The organism is Actinacidiphila epipremni (assembly GCF_012034175.1).
GTDB classification, from domain to species: Bacteria; Actinomycetota; Actinomycetes; order Streptomycetales; family Streptomycetaceae; genus Actinacidiphila; species Actinacidiphila epipremni.
The window spans coordinates 104,132-121,507 of sequence record NZ_JAATEJ010000024.1 but is presented as its reverse complement, the minus strand read 5'-3'; the positions used below and the strand labels follow the sequence as shown (position 1 = coordinate 121,507).

General features: G+C 72.8%; 17 protein-coding genes. 1 reads left to right on the top strand and 16 read right to left on the bottom strand.

Annotated elements, in window-relative coordinates; all coding sequences use genetic code 11:
* Positions 1-111: 111 nt before the first annotated feature.
* The 16 genes from HCN08_RS25995 to HCN08_RS25920 all read right to left on the bottom strand — a co-directional run bounded on the left by HCN08_RS25995 (position 112) and on the right by HCN08_RS25920 (position 16,318).
* The gene (locus HCN08_RS25995) at positions 112-837 is read right to left on the bottom strand and encodes an ABC transporter ATP-binding protein (protein ID WP_167985678.1); all 726 of its coding nucleotides are present in this window, start codon (positions 835-837) and stop codon (positions 112-114) included.
* The gene (locus HCN08_RS25990) at positions 834-2,714 is read right to left on the bottom strand and encodes a branched-chain amino acid ABC transporter ATP-binding protein/permease (RefSeq protein WP_167985677.1); all 1,881 of its coding nucleotides are present in this window, start codon (positions 2,712-2,714) and stop codon (positions 834-836) included. The genes HCN08_RS25995 and HCN08_RS25990 overlap by 4 nt, the downstream gene beginning before the upstream one ends.
* A 43-nt stretch (positions 2,715-2,757) precedes the next feature.
* Complete coding sequence (locus tag HCN08_RS25985) at positions 2,758-3,630, bottom strand: branched-chain amino acid ABC transporter permease (protein ID WP_167985676.1); 873 nt, start codon at positions 3,628-3,630, stop codon at positions 2,758-2,760.
* Positions 3,631-3,718: 88 nt separating this feature from the next.
* Positions 3,719-4,948, bottom strand: a complete 1,230-nt coding sequence (locus tag HCN08_RS25980; RefSeq protein ID WP_167985675.1) for an ABC transporter substrate-binding protein — start codon at positions 4,946-4,948, stop codon at positions 3,719-3,721.
* Positions 4,949-5,119: 171 nt separating this feature from the next.
* Positions 5,120-6,367, bottom strand: coding sequence for a PrpF domain-containing protein (locus HCN08_RS25975; RefSeq protein ID WP_167985674.1), 1,248 nt, complete (start codon positions 6,365-6,367; stop codon positions 5,120-5,122).
* Positions 6,360-8,765: a CaiB/BaiF CoA-transferase family protein gene (locus HCN08_RS25970; RefSeq protein WP_167985673.1), complete on the bottom strand. Its 2,406-nt coding sequence runs from the start codon at positions 8,763-8,765 to the stop codon at positions 6,360-6,362. The genes HCN08_RS25975 and HCN08_RS25970 overlap by 8 nt, the downstream gene beginning before the upstream one ends.
* Positions 8,762-9,643 (bottom strand): enoyl-CoA hydratase/isomerase family protein, encoded by an 882-nt coding sequence (locus HCN08_RS25965; protein ID WP_167985672.1) that lies wholly within the window; start codon positions 9,641-9,643, stop codon positions 8,762-8,764. The genes HCN08_RS25970 and HCN08_RS25965 overlap by 4 nt, the downstream gene beginning before the upstream one ends.
* Positions 9,640-10,425: a carboxymuconolactone decarboxylase family protein gene (locus HCN08_RS25960; protein ID WP_167985671.1), complete on the bottom strand. Its 786-nt coding sequence runs from the start codon at positions 10,423-10,425 to the stop codon at positions 9,640-9,642. Before HCN08_RS25960 ends, HCN08_RS25965 begins: the two co-directional genes overlap by 4 nt.
* Before the next feature lie 80 nt (positions 10,426-10,505).
* Positions 10,506-11,453, bottom strand: coding sequence for an NAD(P)-dependent oxidoreductase (locus tag HCN08_RS25955; RefSeq protein ID WP_167985670.1), 948 nt, complete (start codon positions 11,451-11,453; stop codon positions 10,506-10,508).
* Positions 11,446-11,859, bottom strand: a complete 414-nt coding sequence (gene pcaC, locus HCN08_RS25950; protein WP_167985669.1) for a 4-carboxymuconolactone decarboxylase — start codon at positions 11,857-11,859, stop codon at positions 11,446-11,448. Before pcaC ends, HCN08_RS25955 begins: the two co-directional genes overlap by 8 nt.
* Before the next feature lie 11 nt (positions 11,860-11,870).
* Positions 11,871-12,257: a cupin domain-containing protein gene (locus tag HCN08_RS25945; protein ID WP_167985701.1), complete on the bottom strand. Its 387-nt coding sequence runs from the start codon at positions 12,255-12,257 to the stop codon at positions 11,871-11,873.
* 5 nt (positions 12,258-12,262) lie between these two features.
* Positions 12,263-13,174 (bottom strand): NAD(P)-dependent oxidoreductase, encoded by a 912-nt coding sequence (locus HCN08_RS25940; protein ID WP_167985668.1) that lies wholly within the window; start codon positions 13,172-13,174, stop codon positions 12,263-12,265.
* The gene (locus HCN08_RS25935; RefSeq protein WP_167985667.1) at positions 13,171-14,040 is read right to left on the bottom strand and encodes an SDR family NAD(P)-dependent oxidoreductase; all 870 of its coding nucleotides are present in this window, start codon (positions 14,038-14,040) and stop codon (positions 13,171-13,173) included. The genes HCN08_RS25940 and HCN08_RS25935 overlap by 4 nt, the downstream gene beginning before the upstream one ends.
* Complete coding sequence (locus tag HCN08_RS25930; RefSeq protein ID WP_167985666.1) at positions 14,037-14,831, bottom strand: N-acyl homoserine lactonase family protein; 795 nt, start codon at positions 14,829-14,831, stop codon at positions 14,037-14,039. Before HCN08_RS25930 ends, HCN08_RS25935 begins: the two co-directional genes overlap by 4 nt.
* A 343-nt stretch (positions 14,832-15,174) precedes the next feature.
* A complete protein-coding gene (locus HCN08_RS25925) occupies positions 15,175-15,774 on the bottom strand; it encodes a hypothetical protein (RefSeq protein ID WP_167985665.1) in 600 nt (199 codons plus the stop codon).
* Positions 15,775-15,973: 199 nt separating this feature from the next.
* Positions 15,974-16,318 (bottom strand): hypothetical protein, encoded by a 345-nt coding sequence (locus HCN08_RS25920; protein WP_167985664.1) that lies wholly within the window; start codon positions 16,316-16,318, stop codon positions 15,974-15,976.
* Positions 16,319-16,481: 163 nt separating this feature from the next.
* On the opposite strand from HCN08_RS25920, the gene HCN08_RS25915 reads away from it, so the two are divergent.
* Positions 16,482-17,186: a GntR family transcriptional regulator gene (locus HCN08_RS25915; RefSeq protein WP_167985663.1), complete on the top strand. Its 705-nt coding sequence runs from the start codon at positions 16,482-16,484 to the stop codon at positions 17,184-17,186.
* The last annotated feature ends 190 nt before the right edge of the window (positions 17,187-17,376 follow it).

Here is a 17,376-nt window from a genome sequence, read left to right as displayed (position 1 = left end):
GCCCACCCAGCATAGGGCCTGCGCGGTCCGTGGCCGCCACCCGCGGCTGCCCGCTCCGCCGCCCTTCCACGGCGGACGCGGCAGCCACCGGCGGCGACGGCTCCCGTGCGCTCATTCGAAGTACGCCGACGCGATGTCGCTGGCGTCCTCCCACAGCCGCACCCGCCCGTCCCCCAGCAGGTAGACGCGGTCGCAGTGCTCGTGCAGCATCCGGCTGTTCTGGTCCACGACCAGCACGCCGATGCCGTGCGCGCGGCCGAGCGCGGCCAGCGCCTCGATCGCCGTGCGCAGCGCGCGGGGCGACAGCCCGAGGCTCATCTCGTCCACCAGCAGCACCCGGGGGCTGCCGATCAGGCCGCGGAAGAGGGCGACCATCTGCTGCTCGCCGCCGCTGAGCCGACCGGCCTTCTGGTCGCGCAGCCGCACGACCGCGGGGAACGCCTCCTCCAGCGCGCCCCGCAGCGTCTGCTCGGCGGGCACCTTGCGGACGATGCCGAGCCGGATGTTCTCCTCGACCGTCAGGTCGGCGAAGATCCCGCGCCCTTCCGGGACATGGGCGACGCCGGCCCGGGCGACCGCCTCCGGCCGGGCCGGCAGCGGGGTGCCGTCCAGCCGGACCACTCCGCGGTTGCGGGTGGCCAGGCCCGAGATGGCGCGCAGCGTGGTGGTCTTGCCGGCGCCGTTGCGGCCGGCCAGGCCGACGATCTCGCCGGGCGCGACGGCGAGCGAGAGCCCGTCGAGCACCCGCGCGCCGGAGAAGCGCACATGCAGGTCCTCGATGCTCAGGCCCGCGCCCGCCTGCTCCTGGCGCGCCTTCTCCTCGCTCACCGCGGTCATGACTTCCCTCCGGCTCCTACGAACACGTCCACGACCTGGTCGTCGGTGAGGACGTCGGCGGCCGTGCCCGAGGTGAGGACCCGGCCGAAGTCCAGCACCGTGCAGCGGTCGGCGATCCTGCGGACGAAGCCGACGTGGTGGGCGATGACCAGGACGGTCACGCCCGCCCGCCGTACTCCCTCGATGGCGCCGGCGACGGCCCCGATCTCCTCCTCGCCGAGCCCGGCCGTCGGCTCGTCGAGGAGCAGCAGCTCGGGCTCGTTGGCCAGCGCGCGGGCGATGTCGATGTGCTTCTGCTCGCCCATCGTCAGCTCCCCCGCGTGCACGTCCCAGCGGGACTTCGGGAAGTCCAGCAGCTCCAGTGCGGCCAGGGCCCGTTCGCGGGCGACGCGGTCGCGCTTACGGGTGACCGGCAGGCCGGCCATCTCCAGCAGGACCGAGCCGTCGTGGGTGGCGTAGGCGCCCACCTCGACGTTCTGCCGCGCGGTGAGGTCGGCGACCAGCGAGGGGTGCTGGAAGGTCCGCGAGATGCCGCGGGCGCGGCGCACGGAGACCGGCAGCGCGGTCACGTCGTCGCCGTCCAGGACCACCCGGCCGGTGGCGGGCTGGATGCCGCTGATGCAGTTGAGCAGCGTGGTCTTGCCGGCCCCGTTCGGGCCGATGATGGCGTGCACCTCGCCGCGGGCGACGCTCAGGTCCACCCCGCCCAGCGCCCGCACACCGCCGAAGTCGACGCCGATGTCCTCCAGGAGGAGCAGCGGCGGACCCTGCGGGACCGGGCGGGCCTCGCGCGGGCGGACCTCGGTACGGACGGCGGGCGCCGGGTGCCCGGCGACTGCGGCCGGTCCGCTTGATGCGGCCGGTGCGGCCTGCGCCTCCGGTCCCGCGGCCGGCTCGGCGACGGGCACCCCCTTCCCGCGCAGGGCGAGCAGCTTGCGCACACCCTGCTCGACCAAGTCGTACAGGCCGCGGTTGAAGAGCACCACGACGGCGAGGACGACCAGGGAGAACAGCAGTTGGGAGGCCGACGCCGAGGTGGAGGCGAAGCCGTTGACGAGGCTGAAGAAGAACACCGCGCCCAGCACCGGTCCGACGATGCTGCCGGTGCCGCCGACGGCGACGATCGCGAACAGCTCGATGGACTGGCTGATGCCGAAGGTGTCGGGCGACAGGTAGCCGACGTCGAGCGCCAGCATGCACCCGCCGAGCCCGGCGACCGCCCCGGCCAGCGCCTGCGCACGGACCTTCTCGCGGAAGACCCGCACGCCGAGGACGGCGGCGACGACCTCGTTCTCCTTGACCACCCGGGCGGCCATGCCGGCGCGGACCTTGGTGTAGCGCAGGCACAGCGCGACGCTGAGCGCGAGCGCGATCCACACCGTGTAGTAGAGCCAGTCGCCCTCGGAGAGGCTGTGGTCGCCGATGGTGACGGGCAGCACGGCCAGGCCGTTGGAGCCGCCGGTCCAGTGCGACAGCCGCGAGCCGCTGATCAGGTCCACCGCGACCGCGCCCAGGAAGAACGTGCCGACCGCGGAGCCGAAGAACCGCAGCCGTACGAAGAGGGAACCGATCACGGCGGCGACCAGCGCGGCGGCCAGCACGCCGGCGATGATGGCGGGCACCCACGGCCAGTGCGCGTGGACCCGCACGGCGGCCATGACGTAGGCGCCGATGGCGAAGTACACGAACTGGCCGAAGGAGAACTGCCCCGAGTAGCCGGTGAGCACGTCCAGGCCGACGGCGCCGACGGCGTAGATCATGGCGACGACCAGGATGCCCTGGTCGCTGACTCCGGTCACCACCAGCGGTGCGAGCGCCAGCAGCAGCAGAAGCAGCAGCGCGGGCCGTCCCACGTCGTCCCTGGCTCGCGTCAGCATGGTTCAACTCCCCGGTGGTCGTTGCGGTTTCGGGTGCGCGCGGTCACAGCCGCCGCACCTGGGCGGTGCCGAACAGCCCGTTGGGGCGTACGGCGAGGGTGAGCAGCATGATCGCCAGTGCGCTGGCGAGGGTCAGGTCGCTGCCCCAGTAGGTGGAGACCAGGTCGGTGGCGACGCCGATGATGATGCCGCCGACGAACGTGCCCGCGAGGCTGGTGAACCCGCCGACGACCGCCGCCGCGAAGGCGAAGAGGAGGATCGGGTTCATCATCTGCGAGAAGAGCAGCTGCTTGGGGGCGAGCAGCAGGCCGATGAGCAGGGCCAGGCAGCCGGCGAGCATGTAGGCGATCGTCGAGAGGCGCTGGGCGCGCACGCCCAGCAGCCGCGCGGTCTCCGGGCGCTGCGCGACGGCCAGGAACTGCAGGCCGGTGCGGGTGTAGCGGAACATCGCCACGAAGCCGGTGACGATCACCAGCACGATCCCCACGGTGATCAGGTCGGACCAGCGCAGCAGCACCCCGCCGACCTTGGTGCCTCCGCCGGGCAGCACAGACGGGAAGTGGTACGGCTGGTCGCGGCCGAAGAACACGTCCGCCATCGCCGCCAGCAGCAGGAACAGCGCGACGGTGCGCACCAGGGTGTTCGCCTGGCCGCCGCCGAAGGGCCGCAGCACCACCTGGTAGACCAGTACGCCGAACACGGCGCTGCACACCAGGCCGATGCCGGCCGCGGGCCACAGGCCCATGCCGTCCTTCCACAGTTCGTAGACGATGAACGTCTCGAACATGCCGATGTTGCCGACGGCGAAGTTGGCCACTCCTGTCGTCTTGTAGAGGAAGACGAGGATGAAGGCCAGCATGCCGATGAGCAGCCCGAAGGCGATGCCGCTCACGATGACCGATAGAGCAAGTCCCATGTCGTTCTCCCACTTCGCCGGGGGCGGCGGTACGGGTCCCGGTGGGGCCCGCACCGCCGCGCCGCCGTGCGTCCTTGCGTTCGGTCCGTCATCCGCCGATCGAGCCGGCCTGGTAGAAGGCGCCGTTCTTCACGCCGAAGACGTAGAGGTCGGAGACCCCCACGTGGTTGGTCGCCGAGAAGGAGACAGGCGGGTAGATCTCCGACGCCTTCACCTGCGCCATGCTCTCCATCGCCGCCACCACGCTCTGGCTGGAGACCGGCTGCTTGGCGGCCTTGAGCACCGACTCCACGACCTGGGCGGTGCCGCAGCCGCGCAGGGTGACGCCCTCGACCTTGATCTTGGCGGCGTTGAGCACGGTGACGCAGTCGGTGCCCTCGGCGCTGGCGGGCGCGATGGTGTCGGAGGCGACCAGCAGCTTGGGCTGGAGCGCGGCGGAGACGCCGGCCAGGAACGTCTGCTGGGAGACCGCGCTGGAGCCGACCAGGAACTTGTTGGGTGCGAAGCCGTTGTCGGTCATCGCCTGGGTGAGCCGGGCGGCGTCCTGCGGGATCTGGTCGAGCACCACGTAGTCGGGGTGCTTCTGCTTCATCTTCAGCACCTGGGGCGAGAAGTCCGCGGTGCCGGGCGGGGCGGTGTAGTCGCCGACGAAGGTGCCGCCGGCCTGCTTCACCGCGGCCTCGACCTGCTTGGCGGTGGTGGGCGAGTCCGGGGTCACGGTGCTCATCAGGGCGACGGTGCCGGGGCCGTGCTGCTGGAAGACCCAGGGGATCTCGGCGACCAGCTGGCTGCCGTAGGTCGGCATGAGGTTGAAGTACATCGGGCTGAGCGGCTTCAGCAGCGTGGTCGAGGCGCCGAAGACGTACATGAACGGGATCTTGGCCGCGTTCAGCAGCGGCAGCTGGGCCGGCGGCTGGAGGCTGCCGCACTGGCCGGTGACCGCGGCGACCTTCTCGGCGATGAACGCCTTGGTGTTGGTGACCGCGCGGGCCGCGTCGTAGCCGTCGTCACGGTTGTCGACCTTGATCTTGTGGCCGTTGATGCCGCCCTGGGCGTTGACGTGGTCGAACCAGGCGAGCATCGCCTTGTTCATCGGCGCGCAGCTGGAGCCGACCGCGCCGCTCAGGGGCACCGAGATGCCCAGTGTGATGTCACCGCTCGCCGAGCTGCCCGAGCCCGACCCCGAGCCGCCGCAGGCGCTCAGGACCAGGGCAGCGGCGGCCACGACGGCGGCGAGCACGCCCCTGCGCGTGCCGGACCGCTCGTGGGCGCTTGCGGCGAGCCGTGAACCGACCCGTCCGCTGTGACGTCTTGCCATCACCGACTCCTTGTGGACTTTCGCATCCCATCGAGGTCCCTGGAAAGGATGGGGGAGGATGGGGAAGGATTGAGAGATTGTCTGACAGGCTGACAATTTATGAAGTGTGCCGACTGTAGCCCCAGGACGGAGGCACAGCAATAGGTCTGACGTGGTGCGATGGCCCAGCGGCTACCCGAGGGCCGACCCGGCGGGCGGCACCGCCGACCGGATGCGGTCCTCGGCGGGGATCACCGAGCACAGCCGCTCGACCTCCGCCTTCCGCACGAACACCTCCCCGCGCATGATCGGCCGGGCGGTGCGGGCGATCCGGACCGCGTCGACGACGCACCGGCCGCCCTCCTCGTGCGCAGCCGCCTCGACCACCGAGACGCCCGAGGGGTGGGCGAGCAGCACACTGCCCTCCTTGCGCCGCGGGTACAGGTCGTGGACGACCGTGCCCTCGGCCACCGCGGCCACCGCCGTACAGCAGCTCGCGGTGCCCGGGAACGCCTCGTGGAGCGTGTCGCGCATCGGTTGGATGCCGGCGAACCGCACCGCGACGTCGTAGTCCGCGGCGGCGAGGTCCCCGCCGCCGTAGAGCGTGAAGTCCCGGGCCGCGGTGAAGCCGACCGGCCAGGGCGTGGTCGTGGCGTGGTCCACGCCGAGCAGGTCCTGGGCGGCCCGGCGCACCGCGTGGAAGCGCTCGGCGACGCCCAGCGGGCCCTGCGCGGGCATCTCCAGGCCGGTCAGGCCCACGTCCTCGGCCCGGAAGAACACGCACATGTTCGCCAGGTCCAGGATCGAGCAGGTCACCTCGCCGACGCCCGGCACCGTGATCACATCGGTGCGCCGGCCGGTCGGGAAGAGCCCGCCGCCCAGCGAAGCGCCGATCGCCCGGGAGAAGTCGGTGGTCACCGGCGCCCCCGGCCCGGTCACCCCGGCCATCGAGAAGTCGCCCGCGACCAGGGGGCTGCCGTCCGGTCCGGTCGGGACGTCGACGGTCAGGAGCATGCGGGTGTTGGTCTGGTAGACCCGCACGCTGGTGCGCCCCGGGACCGCCGGCACCAGGCCGGCCAGGATCGCGTACGTACCCACGGCGGGCGTGAGATTGCCGCAGTTGAAGTCCCAGTAGACCCGCTCCTCGCCAATGCCGACCTGGGCGAAGGTGTAGTCCACGTCGGCGTCCGGGCGGGCGCTCTCCTCGACGATGCAGCACTTGCTCGTGGTCGGCATCGCGCCGCCGATCCCGTCGATCTGGCGGGTGTCGCGGGCGCCGAACATGTCGATCAGGTAGGGGCCCCACAGCGAGCGGTCGGCGGGCAGGTCGCGCCCGCGCAGGTAGACCCCCTTGCTGGTGCCGCCCCGGATCACCATGGCGGGGACGGCGGTCATCTCCGCTGCCATGAGTCCGCGCACGGTGCTCGTCGCGTCAGCCACCGGCTCTCACCTTCCTTGCGTCCGTCGGTTCCCCGGCCGGCACCGCCGGCCGGGCGCAGTGGACGGCGCCGGCGTCCTCAAGGCGCCGTACGTCGCCGGGTGCCAGGCCGGCCAGTCCGGTCAGCACCTCCCGGGTGTGCTCGCCGATCGCCGGCGCCACCGGCCGCACGGCCGGGGCGTAGCGGGCGAACACCATCGGGGAGCCCTTCACCGGCGGCCCGTCGCCGCCGAGGGTCACGCCGCGCTCGGTGAACCGCGCGGTCGCCGCCCGGTCGGCGGCGGTGAGCACCGGCACGGCGGGCACGCCGGCGGCCAGCAGCGCGGCCACGGCCTCGTCGCGCGGCAGCGCGGCCGTCGCGGCGGCGACCAGCGAGGCCGCCTCAGGACCGTCCCACCAGTGCGTGCCGCGCGCGGCGAGGCCGGGGCGGCCGAGCCAGTGGGCGAGTGCCGCGCGGTGGGCGTCGGTGGTGCAGGCGACCGCGAGCCAGCGGTCCTCGCCCGCGGCCGGGAAGGTGTCGTGGGGCGCCGCCCCGGGCCTGCGGTTGCCGGTCACCTGCGCGTCGCGGCCGTTGACGACGTGGTCGGCGATCTGCGCCGACAGCGTCCAGCTGACCGCCTCGCGCTGGGACAGGTCGAGTGCGGCCCCGGTGACATCCTGCTGCACGCAGTAGGCCACGGCCGCCGCACCGATGAGGGAGACCAGTTGGTCGGGGTAGTTGACCTCGTAGGAGGACCATGTGGGGCCGCGGTCGGGGTAGCCGGTGACGGAGGCGAGGCCGGAGAGCAGGTCCAGCGTCGAGCCGAAGGAGCGGTTGCCCGACTCCGGGCCCTGCTGCCCCTGGCTGGACAGCGACAGGTACACCAGGCGCGGGTTCTCCGCCAGCAGCGTCGCGGCGTCGATGCCGAGCCTGCGCGTCACGCCTACCCGGAAGTTCTCCACCACCACGTGGGCGTGCCGGGCCAGTTCGCGCACCAGCAGCTGCCCCTCGGCGGTCTTCAGGTCGATCGCCACGTCGAGCTTCCCGACGTTGTTCGAGGGGAAGTACGGCGAGGTGGGCGGCGTGCCCGAGCGCAGCTGGGACTCGGTGAGCTTCCAGGTGCGGAAGGTGTCGGGCCGGTCGGTCCACTCGACCTTCAGCACCGTGGCGCCGTGGTCGGCGAGCAACCGGGTGACCGCGGCGCCCGCGGTGATCGTCCCGAAGTCGAGGACGACGACGCCCTCCAGCGGCAGCCGGCCGGCCGCGGCCGGGTGCGCGGCGGGCTCCTCGCGCGGCAGCCAGCCGGCGGTGCCCGCGTTCGCGGCCGGTGCCGGGCCGGATGCCCAGCCGAGCCCCGCGCCGTGCAGCGGGCCGCCGACGGCGGGCACCTTCCCGGCGCGGGCGGCCGGTCCCTGGTCGAGGAAGCCGCGGCCGGCCAGCTGCTCGCAGGTGGCGAGGTCGGATGTGCGAGCCACCCAGCCGAAGGGCAGGCCGAGCTGCTGGGCGCGGGCGTAGACCTCCTGCGCGGGCAGCTGCGCGGTCCACCGCTCGATCACCGGCCACCAGCGCTCGGGGTGGGCGGTGCGCTCGTCCTGCGAGGCGAGCGCGGGGTCGCGCAGCGCCGGGTCGCCGACCAGCTCGACCACCGCGGGCCAGTGCCGGGGCAGGAAGATGTAGCCGACCCATCCGTCCGCCGCGCGCACCAGCCGCCAGTCGCCCTCGTCGCGCACCGCGCGGCCCGGGGCGGTGCCGGTCATCGACCAGTTGACGTCGCCCTTCCAGTCCATGTACGCGGCCACGTCGCACAGCGCCACCTCGACGAGGTCGCCGCCCTGCCCGGCATCGCGGCGCAGCAGCGCCAGCATCGCGCCGAGGAAGCCGGTGACGGCCCCGCAGTGCGCGGCCTGCTCGCCGCCGAGGGCGAGCGGCTGCCGCCCGGCCTCGCCGATCATGGTGGCCAGGCCGCCGTAGCTCTCGGCGAGCAGGCTGTCGGCGGGCAGGTCGCTGTACGGGCTGCCGGGGCCGAAGCCGGTGATCCACACGACGACCAGCTCCGGGTGGGCGGCGGCGAGTTCGTGCGGGTCCACGCCGAGCGCGCGGGCCCGGCTCGGGGTGGCGTCGAGCACCAGGACGTCCGCGTCGTCGAGCAGGCCGCGGGCGTCCGGGAGCAGCCGGCCCGCCGGGTCCACGGCGGTCAGGCCGCGCTTGCCCGCGTGGACGGCGACGAACTCCAGCGACAGGCCGTCGGGGTTGACCGGGGTGCGGTGCCGCAGCGGGTCGGCGGGGTCGGTGGCGCCGCGGACGACGTCGTGGCCGAGGCCGGCGAACAGCCGCCCGCACACGCCGCCGGCGACGCTCTCGGTCAGCTCCAGCACCCGCAGCGGGCGCGGCGGCGCGGGGGCGGTGGGTTCCGCGGTCATCGGTCGGCCCCCTGCCCGGGGTGGCGGACGCCGCCGAGGAAGCCGTCCAGGGCGCCCTCGTGGGAGCGGGTGCGCGCGTGGATCTCGGCGTTGACGTACGCGCCGAACTCCAGGGCCGCGCGCCACTCGCCGATCTGCATCGGGATCTGCCAGAGCGCCTTCTTCGACCACTCCAGGGCGACCGGGTCAAACCCGGCGACGCGCTCGGCCAGTTCCAGGGTCCGCGCGTCCAACTCGTCGGCGGGCACGGCGAGGTTGGCCATGCCCCACGCCTCGGCGGTACGGCCGTCGATGCGCTCGGCGGTGAGCACCATCCATGCCGCGCGCTTGGCGGACAGCCGCAGTTGGGCGGCCGGCCCGGCAAGGCCCGGGTAGAAGCCGAAGCCGATCTCGGGGGTGCCGATCCGCGCGTCTTCCGCGACGACGGCCAGGTCGCAGGTGTTGATCAGGGTGGCGCCGCCGCCCAGGGCGTAGCCGGCCACCGAGGCGATGACGATGGCGGGGTGGTGCCGGATGTCCTCCTGCACCATCCGCCAGCTGTGGTTGAGCTCGTCCTCGTCGCCGCGGGACCTGGTGGCGAGCTGGGAGAGGTCCATGCCGGCGCAGAAGGTGCCGCCGGCTCCGGTGAGCACCACCACGCTGGCGTCCCTGCACTGCTCCAGCGCGTCCCGCAGCGCCTGGCGGGCCTGCCGGTCCAGGGCGTTGCGCTTGTGCGGCCGGTTCAGGGTGATGCGGGCGATCCGGTCGCCATGCCGGGTCAGGAGGATCGGGGCGGTGCCGGACAGGTCCGCGGGGGGCTGCTTCTTGCCGCTGCCCTGCTGCGCGGGTCCGGCCTGGTCGGCGGGGCCGGCCGCGGGGCCGGTCGGGGTCGCCGTCATCGCCCGGTCCCGCCGCCGCGCTGCGAGGTGCGTACCTCGTCGACGACCTCGTCGAGGATAGGCGCCGCGGCGGTGACCGCGTGGATGCCGAGGACGGAGGCGATCTCCATCACCTCGAGGATCTCCTCGGGGGTGGCGCCGTAGCCCAGGGCGTTCTCGATGTGGGCCTTCAGGCCCAGGGTGTAGAGGTGGGTGGCCGCGGTGTCGAAGGCGATGTAGACGAGTTCCTTGACCTTCGGCTCCAGCGAGCCGCTGCGCCAGGGCACCGAGGAGAACTCGGTGTAGGCGGCGAAGAGTTCGGGGTCGAGTTCGAGGATGTCGTCCCAGAAGGGGTTCCAGTAGCCGCGGTTGTCGGTGAAGTCGGCCTTGATCTGCTCCTGCCGCTCGGTGAGCGGGGCGGGCCCGGTGCGCAGGCCCTTGTCCTGGAGGACCTGCACCAGCACGGGCACGCCGATGTTCATCGCGTGGATGCCGAGCGTGGCGCACAGCTCCAGCACCTCCATGATCTGGGCCGGCGGCACGCCGGCGTCCAGGGCGGCGCGCACATGCTGGCGCACCCCGGGCAGGTACATGTGGGTGGCGTTGGCGTCGACGGCTATGTAGATCAGTTCCTTCACCTGGGGCGTCAGGTGGTTCTGCCGCCAGGGGACGGCGGAGAAGTCGAGGTAGGCGAGGAGGAACTCGGCGTCGAGGCGCAGGACCGACTCCCAGCTCGGGCTCCATGTCCCGCGTACCTCGATGAACCGCGCCTTGATCTCTTCCTGGCGGGCGGTGAGTGTCATGGTGTGCCTTTTCTCGTGCGGTGGGCGCCCCGGCCCGGTCGGGAAGGGGGCCGCCGGGGCTGCCGGTACGGGGACGGTGGTCACGCGGCCGGGGACGGCGGGGCGTGCTCGTCGAGCCAGCGGGCGATCTCGGTGTGGTCGGCGTCGGCCGGCAGCTCCTGTGCGGCCCGGGTCCACACCGCGACGGCGTCCGCGCCCAGCCGGCTCGGCAGCCCGACCTGCTCGGCCAGGTCCACGGCGATCCGCATGTCCTTGAGCATCAGCCGCAGGCCGAAGCCGGAGTCGTAGCTGCCGGGCAGCACGAAGCGGGGCCACTTGTTCTCGGTGGAACCGCTGCGTCCGCTGGAGGCGTTGACGATCTCCAGCACCCGGGCGGGGTCCAGGCCGAACCGCCGGCCGGCGAGCAGGGCCTCGCTGGTGACCAGCAGATGCGTGGCCGACATCAGGTTGTTGAGCGCCTTGACGGCGTGGCCGCTGCCGATGCCGCCGGAGCGGAACAGAGTGCCGAAACGTTTCAGCAGGGGCTCGACCCGCGCCACGTCAGCGTCCTGCCCGCCGACCATCACCGCGAGCTCGCCGGTGACGGCCCGCGCCACGCCGCCGGAGACCGGCGCGTCGACCATCGCCACGCCGGCCGCGGCCAGCCGCTCGGCCAGCGCCCGGGTGCGGGCGGGCTCGCAGGAGCTCATGTCGACCACGGTCGTGCCCGGCCGCAGCGCCGCGGCCACCTGCGGGTCGCCCAGCACCGACTCGACCACGCCGGAGTCCGGCAGCATCAGGATCACGGTCCCGGCCCCGGCGATCGCGGCAGCCGCGGAGTCCGCCACCGCTCCCCCGGCGGCGGCGAAGGCGTCGCGGGCTACGGGCCCGACGTCGAAGCCGACCGCCGGCACGCCCGCCCGGACCAGCCGGCAGGCCATCGGCAGGCCCATCCTGCCGAGGCCGACGAAGGCCACCGCGTCGGATCCCCCGGCGCCCGCGGCTCCCGCTCCCGCGGAGCCCCCGGCCTCTTCGTGCGCCTCACTCATCGCCGGCCTCCCCGACCTCGCCCAGTTCCCTGAGCACCTGCTCCGCGACACGGAAGGACTCCAGGGCCGCGGGCACGCCGACGTAGATCGCCGTCTGCAGCAGTGCCTCCTGGATCTCGGCCACCGAGGCGCCGTTGGTCCGGGCGCCACGCACATGGACGGCCAGTTCGTGCGAGCGGTTCAGGGCGGTGAGCATGCCGAGGTTGAGCAGGCTGCGGGTCTTGCGGTCCAGGCCCTCGCGGCCCCACACCGCGCCCCAGCAGTACTCGGTGACGAGTTCCTGCACCGGGCGGGTGAAGTCGCTGACCTGGCCGAGCGACCGGTCGACATGCTCGGCGCCCAGCACCGCGCGGCGCAGGTCGAGCCCGCGCTCGTAGGTCTCGGCGTGCGTTGCCTGTGTCGTCATCGAAGGAGTCCTCACATGGGGCAGGGGCCGGCGCCCTGGGCACCGGCGACTTCCTCGGCCCACACCGTGGTGCCGAGCGAGATGGCGAGATGGACGAGATAGGAGCCGGGGCCGGCGCCGTGCCAGTGCCGCTCGCCGGGCGGCACCCACACCACGTCGCCGGGTCGCAGCGGCTGCACCGGGCCGCCGTCGCTGCGGACCAGGCCGGAGCCGGCGAGGACGTGCAGGATCTGGCCGTGCTCGTGGTGGTGCCAGAAGGTGCGGGCGCCGGGGGCGAAGAAGACGGTGTTGATCACGACGCCGTCGGTGGCGGGCAGCACCGGGTCGGCCCACACGGTGCCGGTGAAGGTGTCGGACTTCTGCGCGGAGTCGGGCAGCTGGGCCGAGCGGCCGGGCATGATGATCACGCCGCTCCCCCTTCGGCCGGCGCGGTGTGCAGCCGCACCCCGCCGCAGATGTCGCCGATCGCGTCCACGACGGTGTTGCTGATCCGGTCGGCGTAGCCGAGTCCGTTCGCCAGCCCGAAACTGGCCAGCGGGCCGCCGGCGTTGAGCGAGGAGACGCCGAGGGCGGCGGCGAGGTCGGCGTAGAGGGTGACGTCCTTCATCATCAGGGCGTTGGTCAGGCCGCCCTCCAGGTAGTCGCCGGTGATGATCCGCGGGAAGCGGTTGAGGGTGGCGAAGTTGACGCCGGAGCTGGCGTTGAGCACGTCGAGCAGGACCGCGAGGTCCAGGCCCGCCTTCTTGCCGGCGACCATGACCTCGGCGGTGGAGGCGAGCGCGACGGCGTTGAGGAAGTTGTTGAGGACCTTGGCGGTGTGCCCGGCGCCGCTGTCGCCGAGGCTGAAGATCTGCGAGGAGAAGGCGTCCAGGACCGGGCGGACCTCCTCCAGCGCCTCGGGGTCGCCGCCCACCATGAGGGTGAGCGCGCCCTTGTCGGCGGCAGCCGCGCCGCCGGATATGCCTGCGTCGAGGAAGGCGGCGCCCCTGGTGGCGAACTGCCGGGCGAGCTCCCGGGTGGAGGCCGGGTTCGCGGTGCTGAGGTCGACAACCACCTGGCCGTCGCGGGCGTGGGCGAGCACACCGTCCCTGCCGCCGACGACCTTCTCGATCACCTTGCTGTCGGGCAGCGACAGCAGCACCGTGCGGCAGGCGGCGGCCACCTCGCCGGCGCTCGCGGCGGGCTGCGCGCCCACGTCGGCGGCAAGGCCCTCCCGGATGTCGAAGCCGAGCACCTCGTGCCCGCTCTCCACGAGCCGCCTGGCCATCCGCCCGCCCATGTTGCCCAGGCCGATGAATCCGATCCGTCCGCTCATACCGTCCCTCCGTCTGCGCCGGCCGGCACCGCGGTGCCGTACAGCGCTTCGTCCAGTTCGTGGGTGGGCCAGGCCCCGGCGCCGCCCGAGGGGCGCACGGTGTTGACGACGCTGGCGCCGCCGTCGGCCGAGACCACCTGGCCGGTGATGTAGGCCGCGTCCTCGCTGAGCAGGAACGCGGTCACCGCCGCGATGTCCGCCGGGGTCCCGGCCCGGCGCAGCGGCGTGGTGGACGCCCGCCGCTCCATGTCGTTCTTGCCGCCGACCGCGCCGGCCGCCGCGGCGAACAGGTCGGTGGGCACGATGCCGGGGGCGACCGCGTTGACCCGCACCCCGATGGGCCCGCCGTACAGGGCGGCCCCGCGCAGCAGGCCGAGCGTGGCGTGCTTGGAGGTCTGGTACGCCAGCAGGTCGGCGCTTCCGGTCAGGCTCGCGATGGAGGCGGTCAGGACGATCGCCCCGCCGCCGCCCTGGGCGGCGAAGCGCCGGAAGGCGGCCCGCAGCCCGAGGAACTGGCCGCGCACGTTGACCGCCTGCACCCGGTCGAACTCGGCCGCGCTCAGCTCGGGCAGCGGCGCGAAGGTGCCGAAGATCCCGGCGTTGAGGTGGTAGAGGTCCACCCGGCCGAAGGCGTCGACGGCGGCGGCGTCCCAGCGGGCGGTCGCCTCCTCGTCGGCCACGTCGGCGGCCACGGCGACGGCCTTGCCGGGCAGTTCTGCGGCGGTGCGGCGGGCCGCGACCTCGTCGATGTCGACGACGACGACACGGGCGCCCTCCTGCGACAACCGCAGCGCGCTGCCCCGGCCGAGGCCGCCCCCGGCGCCGGTGACGACGGCGACCTTGCCCTCGAAGCGTGCCCCGCTCATATCCGCGCCCTGCCGATCACGGCGGTGGCGTCGCCCAGCGGGCCGCCGTCGCGGCCGAAGCGGTCCAGGGTGCCCGGGTCGTGGCCGCTGACCACCTGGCCGCCCGCGGCCAGCGCCTCGACGGTGTCGAAGCCGGCGTACATGTCGACCAGGTTGGCGACCGACACGAAGGGCATCGCCTTCTCGCTCTCCTCGTAGTAGTGGACGGCGTCGGAGGCGAGCAGCACGGGGCCGGCGGCGGTCCGGACGCGGACCACGCTCTGGCCGGGGGTGTGGCCGCCGACGCGGATGACCTCGATGCCGTCGGCCACGGTGGTCCGCTCGTCGAAGAGGACGGCCCGGCCGCTGTCCACGACGGCGGCGAGCCCGGCGAGCTCGGCGTCCTCCACGGAGTGGTGGAACTGCACGCGGCGGCTGTGCGGCCCGGCCCAGAACTCGGCCTCCGCGCGGGCCAGCACGACCGGCGAGCGGTCGAAGTGGTCGAGGTTGCCGATGTGGTCGTAGTGGGCGTGCGTCACGATCACCGTGGGCGCGTCGGCCGGCTGGACACCGAGCGCGCCGAACGCCTCGACGGGGTCGATGAGCGTGGTGCGCTTGCGGTTCGCCCCGCCGGCCCGGCTGAAGCCGGTGTCCACGACAAAGGTGTGCTCGTCGTTGCGGACGATCCAGAAGAAGTAGTCCATGCCGATCGGCGCGTCCGGCTCGCCGTAGAGGCCGTAGTTGAGGAAGACCTCACTGCGGACCGTCTGCCGCGTCCCGTAGCGGACGACGACGATCTCGTACTCGGTCACGGGTGCCTCCGCTCGCCGGTGATGTACCCCGACGGGATGGCATGACTGATCGCCATATCGCCCCCTTTGGCTCGGCTCCCGCGATCGATTGCCTGACTATATGACTGTCTGACAATCCTGCCAAGGGGTCGGACGCGGGCGGGCCGGGGTGCGGGCGAGTTCGTCATCGTCGACAGGACGGGGTGACCCGGTCACCCCGCACCCGAGCAACCGCCGTCAGCCGCTGACAGGGCAGCGTGAAGAGAACGTCAGACCATCCGATCGGCGCGCTTCGGGCCTCTGCCCGTACGGCTCACGGAAAACCAACGGTTCGGCGGCCACGTCAAGGCAGCTGCACGACACGTCACAGCGGCGGCGGGCCGGCCTTCGCGCCGGGATCCCCCTCCCGGCCGGCTGCCGCCACTGGGCGCCACGCGTCGTCGCACTGGCCGGTCCGGCAGCACAGGGGCAGCCAGTCGGCCGCGATCTCCCGGACATGGTGCAGGCGAGCCCTGTCGGGCTCCACCACTGTCAGGATCTCGAAGGCGGTGCCGGCAGACCCGGAGGACCGATTCGACATCACCTCCTCGTAAAGCAGCCAGAGACCTCGTACGGCAAGGTCCCGGCACAGCTCCGGAAGGTCGAGTCCCCGTCGGGCGGACGCGTGATCCGTGGCCTCGCCCGCCACCATGCGCTGGAGGAGGTCGAGGAACCACTCGCGTGCCGTTGCTGGGACATCGTCCGCGAGGGCGGCGAGGGCGACGGCCGTCACCGCGGGGGCCGGCTCCCACAGGACCGCCGGAGACCAGACATGCCCTTCGAAGCCGACGTGGCTCGGCTCTTGACGGAATCTCCCGCCTGCGAGTTGCAGCAGATCCCCGGCCAGGTGCTCTGCCGAGTCGCCGCACCCGCACGACATGCCCTTCCAGACCTGCCGGGCTATCTCCGTCTCGACCAGCCGCATGCTCCCCGACCCTAGACGACGCCTGCGAGACCCGGCATGGGATTCCGCGCCACCAGGACGTCATGCGCCCGGCCAAGCCCCTACAGCCGGTGCGCGGCGCCCTTGCCGGTGGATGCCGTACGGACCGTCGGGATCCTTGTAGCCGAGCCGGCTGGAGGTGTGGGCCGGGTGTCGGCAGGGGCCGACGCGACCGGGTGCCTCACTTGTTGCAGCGGCTGTCCCTCGGGACGAGGTCGAAGTGGCGCTTGACGCCGCACACGTACTCCTTGGCCATCGCCACGACGAAATTGTCGTCGGGGAAGCTCGTTCCGGCCTGGTCCCAGATCTCGACGAGGGTGTCCTTGATGCCGATGAACATCTCCGCGCTCACGCCCTGGATGCCGCTGTTCAGCTCGCCGGCGACCGACGTCGACTTCGGCACCTTGCCCGCGCCGCTGCTGAGGCTCTTGCTCGGGGCGGAACCACCGGCGGAGGCGGCGTACGCGGGGACCGCCGGGGCGACAGTGGCGAGGGTCAGCACAGAGGCGATGAGGAGCTTCTTCATGCACGGGTAACGAGCGCAGCGGCACATAAGGTGCGGCCCCGTGGCCCGGCTCCCCCGTCAGCTTTCACACCTTGTTCGGACCGACCCGTTGACACGTTCGAAGGGCAGTCCTAACGTCGCCTTCAACAAAATCTTCTAACATCCGCCCCGGGAGGTGAGCCGCGTGACCGCCGACCGGGTGACCATGAGCAGGGAGAGCAAAGAAAGCAAGGACATCCAGGCCCTGCGTTTTCTCCGGTCCGCGATCCTGTCGGGGCGCTACCCGCCCCAGGCGCGCGTCACCGCGAGCCAGGTCGCGTCGGAGGCCGGGATCAGCATCGGCCCGGTGCGCGAGGCGATGCGGCGGCTGGAAGCCGACGGCCTGATCTCGTATCAGGCCAATGTCGGGGCCACCGTGATCGGCATGGACTACCAGTTGCTCAGTGAGACCCTCGAAGCACTGGCGATCCTGGAGGGCTCGGCGACCGCGCTGGCCGCTCCGTTTCTCACCGAGGACGACTTCGCCGTCCTCGACTCCGTCAACGAGGCGATGATCGCCGCCGACGAGGCCGGGGACCTGGCCGAGGTCAGCCGGCACAACCGCCGCTTCCACCACGCGTGCTACGAGCGCTGCCCCAACGCGTGGCTGCTCGACCTGCTGCACAGAACGGCAGATCGCGCGTACATCGGCCGCCGCTCGCTGTTCTTCGACGTGCAGCGGCGCTCGCACCAGTCGGTCCAGGAACACCAGGACCTCATCCGGTTGATCCGCTCGAACGCACCCCGCGAAGCCATCGAGGCGGCCGTCCGCCGGCACAAGGAGCCGACGCTCGTGCTCGTCAGGGCCAGGGCGAGGGAAGCCGCGCAAGCGGCACAGCCCACCGGCTAGCCGCGACCGCGCGGCTCCGCCACCCGGTGAGTTGTCACCCAGCGGGCCGCCGCCACCCAGCAATCCGACAACCCAGTAAGTCGGACGGACGCCACCTTCCCAGCGCGCCGCCGCCCGACCCCCCGGTCGTCACCCGCCATGCCCGGCGGGAGCGATGCCCGATCCGCCTATCCCTCCACCGTGTTCACAT

What these genes read in the sequence shown, in the direction of transcription:
- HCN08_RS25940 (WP_167985668.1), bottom strand. Translation starts at nt 13,174, where the DNA reads ATGAGCGGACGGATCGGATTCATCGGCCTGGGCAACATGGGCGGGCGG.
- HCN08_RS25955 (WP_167985670.1), bottom strand. Translation starts at nt 11,453, where the DNA reads ATGAGTGAGGCGCACGAAGAGGCCGGGGGCTCCGCGGGAGCGGGAGCC.
- HCN08_RS25925 (WP_167985665.1), bottom strand. Translation starts at nt 15,774, where the DNA reads ATGCGGCTGGTCGAGACGGAGATAGCCCGGCAGGTCTGGAAGGGCATG.
- HCN08_RS25945 (WP_167985701.1), bottom strand. Translation starts at nt 12,257, where the DNA reads ATGCCCGGCCGCTCGGCCCAGCTGCCCGACTCCGCGCAGAAGTCCGAC.
- HCN08_RS25980 (WP_167985675.1), bottom strand. Translation starts at nt 4,948, where the DNA reads ATGGCAAGACGTCACAGCGGACGGGTCGGTTCACGGCTCGCCGCAAGC.
- HCN08_RS25960 (WP_167985671.1), bottom strand. Translation starts at nt 10,425, where the DNA reads ATGACACTCACCGCCCGCCAGGAAGAGATCAAGGCGCGGTTCATCGAG.
- HCN08_RS25965 (WP_167985672.1), bottom strand. Translation starts at nt 9,643, where the DNA reads ATGACGGCGACCCCGACCGGCCCCGCGGCCGGCCCCGCCGACCAGGCC.
- HCN08_RS25935 (WP_167985667.1), bottom strand. Translation starts at nt 14,040, where the DNA reads ATGAGCGGGGCACGCTTCGAGGGCAAGGTCGCCGTCGTCACCGGCGCC.
- HCN08_RS25985 (WP_167985676.1), bottom strand. Translation starts at nt 3,630, where the DNA reads ATGGGACTTGCTCTATCGGTCATCGTGAGCGGCATCGCCTTCGGGCTG.
- HCN08_RS25920 (WP_167985664.1), bottom strand. Translation starts at nt 16,318, where the DNA reads ATGAAGAAGCTCCTCATCGCCTCTGTGCTGACCCTCGCCACTGTCGCC.
- HCN08_RS25995 (WP_167985678.1), bottom strand. Translation starts at nt 837, where the DNA reads ATGACCGCGGTGAGCGAGGAGAAGGCGCGCCAGGAGCAGGCGGGCGCG.
- HCN08_RS25970 (WP_167985673.1), bottom strand. Translation starts at nt 8,765, where the DNA reads ATGACCGCGGAACCCACCGCCCCCGCGCCGCCGCGCCCGCTGCGGGTG.
- HCN08_RS25990 (WP_167985677.1), bottom strand. Translation starts at nt 2,714, where the DNA reads ATGCTGACGCGAGCCAGGGACGACGTGGGACGGCCCGCGCTGCTGCTT.
- pcaC (WP_167985669.1), bottom strand. Translation starts at nt 11,859, where the DNA reads ATGACGACACAGGCAACGCACGCCGAGACCTACGAGCGCGGGCTCGAC.